Genomic DNA, 13,383 nt, shown 5'->3' with positions numbered 1-13,383 from the left:
CAAGTGCGGGCCTTGTCGCATCTGGGGATTTTATCCGGAGAGCTCATGCGCCAGGCACTGCTGATCATCGACGTCCAACCCTGCTTCTCCCCGCCGCAATGGCTGGTCGACGGCATTCAATCGCTCATCGGCAAACTGCCGAGCGTCGCCACGGTCGAGCGCCATGATGAAACTCGCACACCGTTCCAGCGCCAGCTCGGCTGGCACCCGGCGGCGGACGATGACAGCCTGATCACCGCAGACCGCATCTTTATCAAATACGGCTACGCGCCCTCCCCGGACACGATCGAATACCTGAAAAGCCTGAATCTGGATCGCGTGCAGGTCTGCGGTCTGCAAACCGAAACCTGCTGCCTCGCCGCTGGATTTTCGCTGTTCGATGCCGGTTTACAGCCGACGTTGCTCACGGATCTGACGGTGGGTTCGTCGCTGGATCGCTCGGGCAGGCTAGGTGTGCGGTTATGGGAACATCACTTCAAGCACACGCTGACGTCGGACGAACTTCGCTCCTGCCTGCAGACGTCCTAGGAAATTTCCCGCAACCCGCGTCGACTTCCATGAACTGGTTCAAGATGCTTCCAAACGCTAGTCTTCGCGCTCCGCTGCAACCCGGCAGATGGTTTACCAAAGGGATTCGCCGGGAGCCCGAAACCATGGAGCCTCGTCATGAAAAAAGACACCCCAAGCCTGCCTGATCAAATACCGCCTCACGAAACCGAATCGAAAGAACCGGCTGTGCTTGCCCAGCCTCAGGAATACGTGAGAAAGCCACGTCGAACCCTGCCTTTCAACGAGATTTTTTCCGTGCGCACCGACGTGGACACGGCCACTCTGCTGACCCATGCCTGCGAAACCCTGGCGGCGCTGAACATGGTGACGGCCAACATCGCCGATGATTTCACGGGCTCTCAACGCAGCCGGTTGCTGGCGATCCGGCAGCTGTCGATCATGACCGAAATGCTGGTCAATCGTGCCGTGGAGAACCTTGATCCGGTGAATCTGGTGCCCCGTACGACGGCGCCTGTCGTGCACTGAAAACGACCGCTCGTCGATGACGCAAGTCGTTCATCGACATGAACTTTTCTTCACCCCGGCGGCGGTGATGGCCGTGTACATTGGCCTCGCTCATTCAAGAAACTACGGTTCGCCCGCGCTCCTGCGGGCTTTTTTTCGCCTGCGTTTCGCCGGGCAGGCGATAGACGCAGGTGTCTTGCTCGCCGTGCCGCTCCGATTGCCGGGCCCCTGGGTGGATCCTGATCAACACAAACCCCACGGCCTCGGCCAGACGCCGGCTTCGCGCATTGGCGGAGGACGCGGTCAGGTAAAAGGTGAATTCAGAAAGGTTGTTGAGCAGATGTGTAAGGGCGGCGCGCATGTATCCCTTGCCCGATTGCTCGGTGTTGGCCCAATAGCCTACGACGTAGCGGTTGCGCGAGCGGGGTTTGAGTCCGATGCAACCGATCAGCGCTTGCCCGTCCTCGGTCACGATCAGCCATCGTCGCTCGCCGGTTTCGCTGTTGAACTCTTTTCGGGCCTTCAGCAGAAACTCGAGCGCCTGCTCTGCGTTGGTGTACTCACACGGCCAGGGCAGAAACTCAGAATGATCGAGGTAGCTGGCGTTCAGCGCCTGCTGAAACAATGAGTAAAACGCCGGATCCGCCGGTATCAGTCGCAGCGACTGCTCCCCCGCCTTGAATGCCCATTCCATCATGTCCTCCTTGAACGACTAATCACATAACCGGATGTGAAGTGAATCAGCGAAATTTATAGGGTTCTGCGGTCGGCTATCCAGTTGTGTTTTCCGTTCGGCCGGACAATTCTGTCTATCACTTCATGCCTCCGGAGCACCCGATGCCGCTGCTGACCCTGCCCTGTCAACGCCTGACGCTCGCGGTACTCGACCCGGATCAGGCGCCGCTGGAAAGCGCTTTTTACCAGCGCAATCAACGTCACCTCGCCCCGTGGTCACCGATTCGCACCACCGACTATTTCTCCACCGAACAGATCCGCCGACGCCTGGAGATACAGGCCAGCGCCTTCGAAGCCGGGCTGGCGGTGCACATGGCGTTGCTGACTCCGGATGGCGAGCAAATGATCGGCGCCTGCAATTTCAGCGGAATCATCCGTGGTGCGTTCCAGGCGTGTTATCTGGGTTATCACATCGACGAGGCGCATCAGGGCAAGGGGTTGATGCAGGAAGCGCTGGAGGCGGCCATCGCCTACATGTTCGACACCCAGAACCTGCACCGGATCATGGCCAACTATATTCCCGGCAATGAACGCAGCGCCCGGTTGCTGGAGCGCCTCGGTTTTGAACGTGAAGGTTATGCCAAGGCCTATCTGAATATCGCCGGGCGCTGGCAGGATCATGTGCTGACGGCGCGGGTCAATCCGCGTTTCGAAACGCCGGAGCAACGCTGGTCACGACCGCTGTCCTGACGTTCACAAATTATTAAGGATTGGCCGCGTAAGCTCGGGTTTCCGCTCATTTCCGGTTGCCTGAACCCATGTCGCGTGCCGCCTCTTCCCTGCTTCTGCTTGCCGCCCTGCTGTTCTTTTTCGCCCTTGGCAACCATCAACTGCAAGGCTCCACCGAGGCCCGGGTCGCGGGCATTGCGATGGAAATGCACCTGGACAACGACTGGGTGACACCGCGTCTGTTCGGCGAGCCCTTTCTGGAAAAACCGCCCCTGAGCCTGTGGCTGGACGCCGGCGCCCTGCGTGTTTTCGGCGTCTCGCCCTGGGCAGTGCGACTGGCGTCGGCGGTGGCCGGGTTGCTTAGTGTGATGCTGCTGTATGCAATGTTGCGCCGCTTCGAACGCCCGAAGGCCATCGCCTGGACGGCGGGGATTCTGCTGGCGACCATGGCCAGCTATTGGAGCAACGTGCGTGGGGTCGGCGAGGATGCGTTGCTCGCCCTCGGTGTGACCACGGCGCTGTTGGCGTTCTTCCAGGCGCAGCGAGCACCGACTCCGGCCAATTCGTTGTTGTTTGTAGCCGGGATTGCCATCGCCACGCTGAGCAAAGGCGTGCTCGGGCTGGCGATGCCGGGGGTGGTGATTTTCGCTTATCTGCTGGCCGACAATCTGATGGACAAGCGCTTCAAACTGACGGACTGGCTGCGTCCGGGTTTGCTGACCCTGGTCGGCCTGATCCCGCTGATGATCTGGCTCGCCGTGCTCTATCAGCGCGGCGGCGTCCAGGCGGTCAGCGAAGTCTTGCTGACCAACAGCGTCGGGCGTTTCAGCGGATCGTTCGTCGAAGCCGGCCACTACGAGCCGTTTTACTACTACCTCGCCAAACTGCCGCAGGCGTTCCTGCCCTGGAACATTCTGGTGTACCTGGGCCTGTGGCATTTTCGCAAGGAACTGAAGGCCAACCGTTACCTGCTGTTTTTCAGCCTGTGGATCATCGCGCAATTCATCCTGCTGACCCTGGCTTCGAGCAAACGCACGGTGTACCTGATGTCGATGACACCCGCAGCGGCAGTGATTGCAGCGGAATATGCGGGCGTGCTGTTCGACAAGCTGAAGGATCACAAGAATGGTTTTGTCGGACGAATCGCCCGTCATCGTCAGACACTGGCGGCGGGGATACTGACGATTGTCATCACCAGCTATCTAGGTGCCGCGCAATGGGCACTGCCAAACGCCGATAAACATCTGTCGTTCCTGCCGCTGACCGATCACATCCAGTCGCTGCAAGCGAGCGGCAATCAAGTCGCGCTGTTTCAAGCCAACGAACGTGTCGGCGGCGCCAGCGTGTTCTATACCCAGAGCGTCCTCAAGGGCCTGGACACCGATGCACAGCTACGGGACTTTCTCAGTGCATCGCCATCGAACATCGCCGTGATCTCGGGAGACAGCGAACCCGCCGCCCCGCTGAAAGTCCACAAAACCATGATGGTCGGGCGCCAGGCGTATTACTTCGTGGGCTATTGATGCCACGACAGCACAAACGAAAAACCCGCCGGTGATGGCGGGTTTTTCATTTCAGCGGCGAGGACTCAAAGAGAAACCTCAGGCTGCGCGCCGAACACCTTCCGCTCACGCATGCTCAACACCGGCAATTCCAGACGAGACCGCCCGTAGAACGCCAGCGCCGTCAGCAAACACGCCAGCCAGACGAAGATACCGGCCCAGAACGTGTGGGACATGTAGTGCCAGCCCTGTAGGACTCGCGTAGTGCCGTAGACAAAACCGAGCAGCAGCGAGCCCCACAGCAACGCGCTGGAGAAACGCCACTGATAACGACGCGCCACGAAATACAGCGCCAGCATGGTGAAGCCACCGGAAGCATGACCGCCCGGCCAGCAACGCCCTTCACCCGCTTCGTGGAACAGCTGGAAATTGTTGTACCACTCGATGTGCGGCATCTTTCCACCGTACAGCGTGGTCTCGATCGGGCAGTAAACGCTGGTGTGCGCCTTGAGGAAATGGATCACCCCGGTGCAGACCGCGAAAGCCACCACCACAAACAGAAAATCCCTACGATGATCGGCGGCAAAACGCAGCACCGGCGCGACTTTACAGCGCTCGAGAAAACCGCCCAGACGCGGATGCTTTTGCGGTTTCACCAGCGGCCAGACAAACGACAGCATGGCGCCGATCAAGGCGATTTCGGCGGTCCAGTTCGGAATGATCCGCGCCCACTTGTGGGTCAGTTTTTCGAAGAAGTGGATCTTGTCGAGCGGGAACGTCTGGCTCAGTGGATCGAACAGAAGGTTGCTAAAAGCGATGTCGATACGGGTCATGTCGAACATCAGGAACACCAGCGCGGCACACAGCAGCGGGATGCCGAAGTTGTAAGCATAAAAGCGGGATTTCATTGGGTGGTCACCGTGCGCCAGTCGGAGGCTTCAATGAAGCCGAGCATCTGTGGGGCCGCCGGGCTGGCGGCGGAAACAAACAGCGATGCGCCGTACCCGAGGGTCGAGGCCGGCACCTTGAGGTCTTTTTCCAGCTGCGCCATGCATTCGCTGTGGGTCACCAGAATCAGGTTGCGTCCCGGTACTTTGTGCGCGAGCGCGTCCTGCAGCATCCGGCCCTTGCAACTGATCAGCCAGTCTTCGCCGGTCGCGGCCTTGTTGAACATGTAGCCGGCGGTCTGCACGGTGCGCATCATCGGGCTGTTGTAGACGTCGGCCTTGTCCAGGCCCAACTGCTCGAACTGCGCGCCGACGCTCACCGCGACACTGCGCGAACGGTCGGTGATGCCATCATTGCCACTCAGGCACGGGGCTTTCGAGTGGTCGCAGCGCTCGACATGGCGTACCAGCACGATCATCTCGCCCTTGTCCCAGCCGTCCTTCAGCGCCTGCGCCCCGGCCACATTGCCGTGGGCAAGGTCAGGCACCGCCGCCGGGGCGAGCAGCCAGAGGGTCAGCGGAATCACCAGCGCCGACGCCGCCAATACCACCCAGGTGTTTCGAAAACGGGCCAGACCGCTCAGATCAATCGAGCGCTTGACGCCGAACAGACTCAGTCGCAATTCCACAAAAAGCCGCCATCACTTGTCATTCGATGCGGCGAGGTTAAAGAGCACGGCGTGGGCAGGCAGTGAAACCCATGTGAAAAAAGTCTTGGGGGCGCTTGTTACAAATTCCGTAGGACAAAATCCTTTCAGCTATCGGATTTGCGGCCGATACAGTCCTGCTAACACCCTTGCTGGCTCAAAAAAACAACAATCTTCCAGCCTGACCGACGATCAAGACGCACAACGTTTTCTGGAGGATTTGTGATGAATAGCTGGTTCGGCAACATCAGCGTTAACCTGAAACTGGGGCTCGGATTCGGCCTCGTCCTGGCCCTGACCTGCATCCTGGCGCTCACCGGCTGGACCAGCCTGGGCGGCCTGATTGACCGCAGCAACTGGATGAGCGACATCACCCAGCTCAACGCTGGCCTGACCAAACTGCGCGTGGTGCGCCTGCAATACATGCTGACGAATGGCGATGAAACCGCCGCGCAGAACGTGCAGACTACCCTCGACGGTTTCGCCGCCCAACAGCAGAAGCTGATCAGCAGCTTCAAGAGTCCGGAAAACGTCAAGCTGCTCAAGGAGCAGGCGGCGACCATCGCCGAGTACCAGACGTCCCTGAACAAGATGCGTAACGCCTACCGCACCGGCAACACGGCGCGCGACACCATGGCCGCCAATGCCGAGACCGCGTACAACCTGATCGAATCGATCAGCGCCCGCGTCCAGCAGATGGACATGAGCGAACAGCGTTTCGAGCAGTTCCAGGCCATCACCGCCGCCAAGGAAGCCTTCATCCTGGCGCGTTACGAAGTGCGCGGCTACACCGCCACCACCAACGCCGAGACCGAGCAGAAAGCCGTCGGCCAACTGGACGTGGCCATCACCAGCCTCAAGCAGCTGAACGTGCATTTCGCCAGCTCGCAGCAGGACGCCCTGCGTCAGCTGGAGACCGCGCTGACCAACTACCGCAGCGCCTTGCAGGCCTTCAAGAATGCCAACACCGATGCCGTGCAGGCGCGCAAGGAAATGACCGATCAGGGCGCGACCATCGTGACCCTGAGCGAGCAGCTGTATCAGATCCAGCTTGACCGTCGTGACGTGGAAAGCGCCCAGGCCCGCACCCTGCAACTGATCAGCACCCTGCTGGCCTTGCTGGTGGGTGTCATCGCAGCGTTCATCATCACCCGTCAGATCACCCGTCCGCTGCAGGAAACCATGGCCGTGGTCGACCGCATCGCCAGCGGCGACCTGAGCCACAACGTGATCGTCACCCGCCGCGACGAACTCGGCGTGCTGCAACAAGGCATCGCGCGCATGGGCGTGACCCTGCGCGACCTGATCAGCGGCATCCGCGACGGCGTGACCCAGATCGCCAGCGCCGCCGAAGAACTGTCGGCCGTGACCGAACAGACCAGCGCCGGCGTGAACAGCCAGAAGGTCGAGACCGATCAGGTCGCCACCGCGATGCACGAGATGACCGCCACCGTGCAGGAAGTCGCGCGCAACGCCGAAGAAGCCTCGCAAGCCGCAGCCGCCGCTGACGGCGAAGCCCGCGAAGGTGACAAGGTGGTCAACGAAGCCATCGCCCAGATCGAGCGTCTGGCCAGCGAAGTGGTGCGTTCCACCGAAGCCATGAGCGTGCTGCAACAGGAAAGCGACAAGATCGGCAGCGTCATGGATGTAATCAAGGCCGTGGCCGAACAGACCAACCTGCTGGCCCTCAACGCCGCCATTGAAGCTGCCCGCGCCGGTGAAGCCGGTCGTGGTTTTGCCGTGGTCGCCGACGAAGTCCGTGGCCTGGCCCAGCGCACACAGAAATCCACCGAGGAAATCGAAGGCCTGGTGGCCGGTCTGCAGAACGGCACTCAGCAAGTCTCGGCCGTGATGAACAACAGCCGCGCCCTGACCGACAGCAGCGTCGCCCTGACCCGCAAGGCCGGCTCGTCCCTGGAAAACATCACCCGCACGGTGTCGAATATCCAGTCGATGAACCAGCAGATCGCCGCAGCCGCCGAACAGCAAAGCGCCGTGGCCGAAGAAATCAGCCGCAGCATCATCAACGTCCGCGACGTTTCGGAACAGACGGCGGCGGCGAGTGATGAGACGGCCAAGTCGAGTGTTGAACTGGCGCGGTTGGGTGGGCAGTTGCAGCAGATGGTGAGCCATTTCCGCGTTTGATGTTTAGCGTCGAATAGCGATCTACAACGAAAAAGCCCGCGCCCGAAATGATTCATCATCACTTCGGGCGCGGGCTTTTTTGCGAGAGCGCTACAAACGGCTAAGGCATCGCTACGGTCACCCAGGGATTAATCACCTCAACCCCGCTGAACTCAAAATCCTTCACATTGCGAGTAGCAATCGGCACTCCGTGAGTTCGACAGATGGCTGCAATCTGAGCATCTCCCATCGACGCGGTTCGCCCCTTTGATTCACAGTCTGCAACCAGTGTCGCGTACTCAACTGCGGCATGAGCATCAAATGGCAAAATGCGTCCGGCGAAGTCCTCTTCGAACATCGCCATGGCAAGGGCTTCAAGATTTTTTTTGCGCTTGCCCGAGGGAAGCCGTGCGATTCCGTGGAGTATTTCCGCCACTGTTATCGCGCTGACTGCCAAATCCATCGCAGGTTGTGCATCAACCCAGGCAAGCACCCGGGTCTCAGGTTCGACGCGCATAAACTCTGAAAGAACGTTGGTATCGAGCACTATCATTCAGAAAAATCCACCCCGGTAGCTTTCTCTGAACGCTCAGGCAGATCAAGGTCCACTCCGCCTACAGCACTGAACCTATTGCGTATCCGGCTTCCAAGACCTCCGGCGCGATCAACTGCTGCCAAGGCTCGGCCGAGTATCAAACGAGCCTCTTCCTCCATGGAATGTCCGTTGTGAGCAGCGGTGATTCGCAACTGCTCCTTGAGCTTTTCATCAAGGTTTCGAATGGTGATGCTGGCCATGATGCCTCCCGCAATCAATGAAATCATTGATTGCAGGTTAACACACTGGATCTTTCTCAAACTTGAAAACTGCCGAACGGCCGATTTACCTGTTCACCGCGTCCCCCGCTGCCGCAACGCCGACGGCATGAAATACGAATCCTCCGGCACCGGTTGCGAGAAGTCGACGGTGGAGGCCTCTTCGTTATCCAGGTTTTGCACGTAATAACGACGCGCCTGCAAGTCGTGGAAGACGTCGAGCGCGCTCCAGGTGGTGGGCAGGTCGTAGAAGTTTTTCAGGTAGGCCATCGACACGCGCCACAGCTCCCCTCGCCCGTCGTATTGGTCCACAAGTGCGGCGCCCCAGCTGTCTTCGTCGAGGAACAGCACGCGTTTGGAATAGATATGCCGTGAGCCTGGCTTGAGTGTGCCTTCGACCACCCAGACCCGGTGCAGCTCGTAGCGGGTGTATTGCGGGTTGAGGTGACCGGGGGTGAGCAGTTGCGCATATTTCACGTCGGGGCTGCCGACTTTGTAGTTGTTGTAGGGGATGTAGATTTCCTGCTTGCCCTTGAGCTTCCAGTCGAAGCGGTCCGGTGAGCCGTTGAACAGGTCGGTGTCGTCTGCGGTGCGCAGGCCATCGGATGAGGCGATCGGCGTGTCGTACGCAAGGTTCGGTGCGCGGCGCACGCGGCGTTGGCCGGCGTCATAGATCCAGGCCTGGCGGGCGTCCTTGAGCTGGTCCAGTGTCTCGTGCACCAGCGCGGCACCACCGGCGAGGCGCGCCGGGCTTTTCACGAAGGCGAGGTAGTAGAACAGGATGTTTTTCAGGTCGGCGAACTGGCCGCCCGGGCGGTAGTAGTTGAAGAAGCCTTCCTGCTGCGAGGTCACCAGCGCGAAGCTGCCGTTGCGTTGCACGGGTGCTTCGGAGGCGCGACGGACGACGTAGATGCCGCGATAGCGAGTGATGTGATTCCACAGCACTTCGACCCCATCCTTTGGCACGGGGAACGGCACGCCGCCATAGGCATCGGCGAATCCGCTGCCGCCTTCCAGCAGTTTGGCCGAGGTCGCATTTTTCAGGGTGTTGTCATACAGCCATTGCGGGGCCGAGCCGGATCGGCGCGAGGGGTAGACCGGCATCTGGAAAGTGTCGGGGTAGCTGTTGAACAGAGCGATCTGGCCGGGGCTGAGATGCGACTTGTACTGGTCGAGATTGGCCTTGGTGATGGTGAACAGCGGTTTGTCCGCCGCGTACGGATCCGGGTGATGCTGGCCGGGTTTGTAGCCGGCCGGCGCCTGGGTGATGCCGCCGGTCCAGGCCGGGATGGTGCCGGCAGCGTTGCCGGCGCGCTCGGCGCCCAGGGGGGTGAGCGAGGTTTTCAGTTGTTCGGCTTGCTGGGGCGAGATGGCGGCCAGCGTGCTGGCGGCGGTGAGGCTCAAGAGCAACGCCAGTGTGGTCTTGGTCAGTCGTGATGCAGGAAACATGTTCGTTCTCCGAATTCAAAAACCTGTGGGAGCTGGCTTGCCAGCGATTGCGGTGGATCAGCCTGCATTGATGTTGGAAGTGCTGCCGTCATCGCGGGCAAGCCCGCTCCCACAGGGGGATGAGTGCCCTGAAGACCACACTCGAAAATCAAAGGAAATACTTGAGGTTGAAACCGACGTTGTCGCGGTCGCGAATGCCGTTGTTCTGCCCACCGCCGTAGAACTCGGTGTACTGCAACTCGGCTTCGAGCCTGTTCTGATAGTTGGCCTTGATCCCCAGCGTGTAGGCCTTGCGGCCCTCGATGGTGTTGCCGGCCTGGTAGCTGTTGCCCTTGAAGTCGTCCTTGTAGACGACGTAAGGCGAGACGTTGACCCCGGCGTACACGTCGTTCCAGGTGCCGTTGAACATCACCGTGTAGCTGTAGGAATCGCGGTTGACCTGATCGTCGCGATCACCGCCGGACACATACGAGGTGTTGCCGGTGCCGGCGTAGTAACGGTTGCTGCCGTCATAGGCGGTGTATTGCAGGCTGCTGCCGCGCAGGTGCTCGGAGGCCAGTTCGAAGATGCCGAACATCGAGTCGAACGACAGCGTCGGGCCGAAGTTGTAGATGCTGCCCAACGAAGTGTTGAACGCCTCCACCCGCTCGGCGTTGTTGATCTGGCTGTCGAGGGTGACCATTTGCCCGCCGACGTTGATGGTCTTGCCGGACACCGCTGCGGCAGCGCCATTGGCCAGGTCGCCGATCAAATCGTTGGTGGCCGCGACGCCGATCGGCAGGTTCGGACGATAGGCCACTTCACCGAACACGGATGCCTCGCCCAGCGTTGTGTTGAAGCTGAAACCGTACATGCGGATGTCTTCGGCATAGCGTCGATGGGCCTGGATGTTGCCCATCACATCGGCAGTCGCCAGCCCGTTGGCGAGGGCCCCGGCCTGACTGCCGGCGACGCTGGAGAGCATGTTGGTCAGGGCATTCATGTCGATGCCGTTGTAGCCGCCAAGGTCGGCAGCGATGGTCGGTTCCTTGGCGTGGTAATTGACCATGTACAGGCCGAACTCGGTGCTGTTGAGTTCTTCGGCGATGTAGCGGAAGGCGAAGCCGAACTGACCGTCGTTGCGCGCGTTGTAGTCTTTGCCGATCGACGCGACCTTGAGGGTGTTGCCATAGGCCGGGGTCACACCGTTGGCGTACAGGCCGGTGGACTTCAGGGCCGGGCCGAGTAATGGATTGTTGCCCAATGCGCTGTACAGACCGATGACATTGCCGAAACCCGGCACCGGCGTATCAAGCGCGGTGCCGCTGAAGTTGTTGTAGGCGGTGTTGCCGCCGTCGGCGAACAGGTCGGTCTGCGAGTAGAACGTGCCGACCGGATCGATGCGGGTTTCCTTCCAGTTGGTCTGGTAGAAACTCTCCATCGTCAGGTTGTCGCTCAGGCCGATGTTGAAGCTGAGCGCCTCCACCGGCACCAGCACTTCCTTGACCTCGGCACCGGGCAAGCGGTACTTGGCCGCGTCCACCGGATTGGTGGTGTTGATCCCGCCGCGATAGAAAACCCCCTCGCCCCAGTTGAACACCTGGCGCCCTACCCGCGCGGTGACCGGCATGGTCGCGACGTCCCAGGTGCCATGGACATAGGCGTCGAGCATCTCGATCCGGCTGCCGGCGATGTCGCGGGTCTGGCTGGTGAAACGGTCGTCCTGGGGATAACTCTGGCTCGGTTGCGACGGGCTGTTGTTGTGGTAGTAGTCGTTGCGTTTGTCCATCAACTGGGTGTCGTAGAACGCCGTCCCGCGCAGAAACATCCCGTAGTTCTGGTAGTTGGCTTCCAGCTCCGACGTGATCTTGTAAACCTCGGAAACCAGACCGGTGTCGAAGTTGCGATTGCCGTCGTTGGTGTTGACGTCATCGTTGGTCTTGTCGCGGCCCTGAACCCGCCACAAACGGCCATAGGACAAAGTCGTGTCGAGCGAGCCGGTGACCTGATTGTCCAGCACGCTGAACTCGGCAGCCTGCACCGCGTCGACTGCGCAGAGTTGCAGCAGCCCTGCCAAACCGACACCGGGGAGCGCTACGCCAGACAGGCGCAATCGAGTGTTGATCATCTGTTCCTCCTTCCCTGTTCTTATTGTTGTATGTTGCCGCGATGCTTAGGGCGCCAGCCCCGCACGGACATAAATCCGGCTGTGGGCGCCGAAATGGCCGAGCAGCCTGAGCAGTTGTTGATTGAGTTGCGGATGCTCGAAGGTCTCGCGCTGCAACTGATTGCCCGCGCTGAAATCGCTGGTGACCGGCGCCGTTTCCAGCCACTGGCCGATGGCTTCATCGAAGGCCGCGGAGTCGTCGACCGACTCGGCACTCACCACTTCGCGCAGGTAGTCCACGGAGTACGGTGGGTAATGCGCGTCCCCGGCGGCATCGGCGTAAGCGTCGAGCATCGGATGTGGCTGACCGGCGCGCAGTACCCGGCGCAGCCAGGTCGACTGGTATTTCTCGACTTCCATGTGGCGGGTCGCGACCCGTTCGATGGACGCCTGTTTGTCCTCTGCAAAACCGGCCAGCGCCTTGCCCTCCAGCAGCAGAAGGCTCGGCAGTTCGACGCCGGGCAACGGCTTGGCGTGATACGGCTGGGTCAGGTCCTGAACGTGGTGCAGGCCCCAGCCGAGAAATCGATATCCCCAGTAGGAATGACCGCTGGCAAACGCCAGTCGCGCCAGTCCCATGTACTGATACGCGCGCCAGTCCGGCCAGCTGCGCTCGAGAAATCCGGCAGCCGCGTACACCACCGGGCTCTCATGGAAGAAGCCCATGTGGAACGGCGCCTGGGAGCTGTACTGGAAGCGCGCATCGCCAAACGGCTGCGGGCCGAAGCCGTACAACGCGGCGACTTCACCGGGGTTGTCGCTGAACAAATTGATGTCGTGGCCGTAATCCGGCTCATCGGCGGCGCTGGCCAGCACGGCCAGAGGCGCGACTTTTTCATGATCGGCCACGCGAATGAAACGCTGGCGATTCCAGGGTGAAAGTGTTTGCTCGACCATCACCTGATCGGCCTGCAGATGCTCGCGCTCGGGAAGGTCCTTGCCCGGCAGCGGCTGGATGACCATCGCCAGATAAATCTGTGGATTGATCCGCAACGCGGTGAGGAAGTCGTGGCGCAGATTGTCGCTCGGCGTGGCGGGCAGCTTGAGGTTGTCGGGACGCGGCGGGTATTGCTTGAAGTGTTCGCGGGCGAAGCGCTCCTGCTCATCGAGCAACGCGACGATGGCCGGGTATTGCTCGGAGAGAAACTGCTCCAGCGGTTCGACTTCGACGGGCGACGCATCGCGCAACGCCGGCAGGTCCTGCAACGCCAGGTAGCTGCCCACCGTATGGTTCGACCAGCCCCACGCCGTGGGGGCCATTGCGCAAAGCAGCAGGAGGGAGATCAGCTTCATTGCTTCTGGTTCTTGTTATGTGTGCCGTGGGGATCGAGCCTAAC

Annotated in this window: 13 protein-coding genes and 1 pseudogene; 6 read left to right on the top strand and 8 right to left on the bottom strand. The window is 60.6% G+C overall.

All coding sequences use genetic code 11. The annotated features are described in order from the left end of the window. Positions 1 to 45: 45 nt before the first annotated feature. The gene (locus tag M5G18_RS24515; protein ID WP_273898258.1) at positions 46 to 528 is read left to right on the top strand and encodes a cysteine hydrolase family protein; all 483 of its coding nucleotides are present in this window, start codon (positions 46 to 48) and stop codon (positions 526 to 528) included. Positions 529 to 666: 138 nt separating this feature from the next. After that, positions 667 to 1,035 (top strand): DUF6124 family protein, encoded by a 369-nt coding sequence (locus M5G18_RS24510; RefSeq protein WP_273898257.1) that lies wholly within the window; start codon positions 667 to 669, stop codon positions 1,033 to 1,035. A 94-nt stretch (positions 1,036 to 1,129) separates the two neighbouring features. Here the strand turns inward: M5G18_RS24510 and M5G18_RS24505 are convergent, their stop codons facing one another. Beyond that, positions 1,130 to 1,708 carry a GNAT family N-acetyltransferase gene (locus M5G18_RS24505; RefSeq protein WP_273898256.1) on the bottom strand — a complete coding sequence of 193 codons (579 nt, stop codon included), beginning with the start codon at positions 1,706 to 1,708 and terminating at the stop codon, positions 1,130 to 1,132. Positions 1,709 to 1,851: 143 nt separating this feature from the next. Between M5G18_RS24505 and rimJ the strand changes: the two genes are divergently transcribed. Both rimJ and M5G18_RS24495 read left to right on the top strand, forming a co-directional pair. Further along, positions 1,852 to 2,439, top strand: a complete 588-nt coding sequence (rimJ, locus tag M5G18_RS24500; protein ID WP_115076483.1) for a ribosomal protein S5-alanine N-acetyltransferase — start codon at positions 1,852 to 1,854, stop codon at positions 2,437 to 2,439. A gap of 68 nt (positions 2,440 to 2,507) precedes the next feature. After that, complete coding sequence (locus tag M5G18_RS24495; RefSeq protein WP_273898255.1) at positions 2,508 to 3,941, top strand: ArnT family glycosyltransferase; 1,434 nt, start codon at positions 2,508 to 2,510, stop codon at positions 3,939 to 3,941. Between the two features lie 65 nt (positions 3,942 to 4,006). Here M5G18_RS24495 and M5G18_RS24490 read toward each other — a convergent pair whose 3' ends face one another. Together M5G18_RS24490 and pmrG are read right to left on the bottom strand one after the other, a co-directional pair. After that, on the bottom strand, positions 4,007 to 4,828 hold the full coding sequence (locus M5G18_RS24490) for a phosphatase PAP2 family protein (RefSeq protein ID WP_273898254.1): 822 nt from the start codon (positions 4,826 to 4,828) through the stop codon (positions 4,007 to 4,009). Continuing rightward, positions 4,825 to 5,496 carry a lipopolysaccharide core heptose(II)-phosphate phosphatase PmrG gene (gene pmrG, locus M5G18_RS24485; RefSeq protein WP_115076480.1) on the bottom strand — a complete coding sequence of 224 codons (672 nt, stop codon included), beginning with the start codon at positions 5,494 to 5,496 and terminating at the stop codon, positions 4,825 to 4,827. Before pmrG ends, M5G18_RS24490 begins: the two co-directional genes overlap by 4 nt. A gap of 243 nt (positions 5,497 to 5,739) precedes the next feature. Here pmrG and M5G18_RS29055 point away from each other — a divergent pair. Both M5G18_RS29055 and M5G18_RS29050 read left to right on the top strand, forming a co-directional pair. Next, a pseudogene (locus tag M5G18_RS29055) lies at positions 5,740 to 6,801 on the top strand (methyl-accepting chemotaxis protein); the annotation flags it as partial. Then, positions 6,796 to 7,659 (top strand): methyl-accepting chemotaxis protein, encoded by an 864-nt coding sequence (locus M5G18_RS29050; protein WP_420793312.1) that lies wholly within the window; start codon positions 6,796 to 6,798, stop codon positions 7,657 to 7,659. The pseudogene M5G18_RS29055 and the gene M5G18_RS29050, both read left to right, overlap by 6 nt. A 100-nt stretch (positions 7,660 to 7,759) precedes the next feature. Here the strand turns inward: M5G18_RS29050 and M5G18_RS24475 are convergent, their stop codons facing one another. The 5 genes from M5G18_RS24475 to M5G18_RS24455 all read right to left on the bottom strand — a co-directional run bounded on the left by M5G18_RS24475 (position 7,760) and on the right by M5G18_RS24455 (position 13,339). After that, a complete protein-coding gene (locus M5G18_RS24475; protein ID WP_273898252.1) occupies positions 7,760 to 8,191 on the bottom strand; it encodes a type II toxin-antitoxin system VapC family toxin in 432 nt (143 codons plus the stop codon). Beyond that, positions 8,188 to 8,433 carry a FitA-like ribbon-helix-helix domain-containing protein gene (locus tag M5G18_RS24470; protein WP_192563434.1) on the bottom strand — a complete coding sequence of 82 codons (246 nt, stop codon included), beginning with the start codon at positions 8,431 to 8,433 and terminating at the stop codon, positions 8,188 to 8,190. The genes M5G18_RS24475 and M5G18_RS24470 overlap by 4 nt, the downstream gene beginning before the upstream one ends. 93 nt (positions 8,434 to 8,526) lie before the next feature. Then, positions 8,527 to 9,900: a DUF1329 domain-containing protein gene (locus M5G18_RS24465; protein WP_273898251.1), complete on the bottom strand. Its 1,374-nt coding sequence runs from the start codon at positions 9,898 to 9,900 to the stop codon at positions 8,527 to 8,529. A 148-nt stretch (positions 9,901 to 10,048) separates the two neighbouring features. Further along, entirely contained in the window at positions 10,049 to 12,007 is a 1,959-nt protein-coding gene (locus M5G18_RS24460) for a DUF1302 domain-containing protein (RefSeq protein WP_273898250.1), read from the bottom strand. 45 nt (positions 12,008 to 12,052) lie between these two features. After that, complete coding sequence (locus tag M5G18_RS24455) at positions 12,053 to 13,339, bottom strand: phospholipase C/P1 nuclease family protein (RefSeq protein ID WP_273898249.1); 1,287 nt, start codon at positions 13,337 to 13,339, stop codon at positions 12,053 to 12,055. Between the last annotated feature and the right edge of the window lie 44 nt (positions 13,340 to 13,383).

This window comes from Pseudomonas aphyarum (assembly GCF_028657055.1).
GTDB classification, from domain to species: Bacteria; Pseudomonadota; Gammaproteobacteria; order Pseudomonadales; family Pseudomonadaceae; genus Aquipseudomonas; species Aquipseudomonas aphyarum.
Note: the sequence above shows the minus strand (reverse complement) of the source record. Positions and strands in the feature narration are given on the sequence as shown.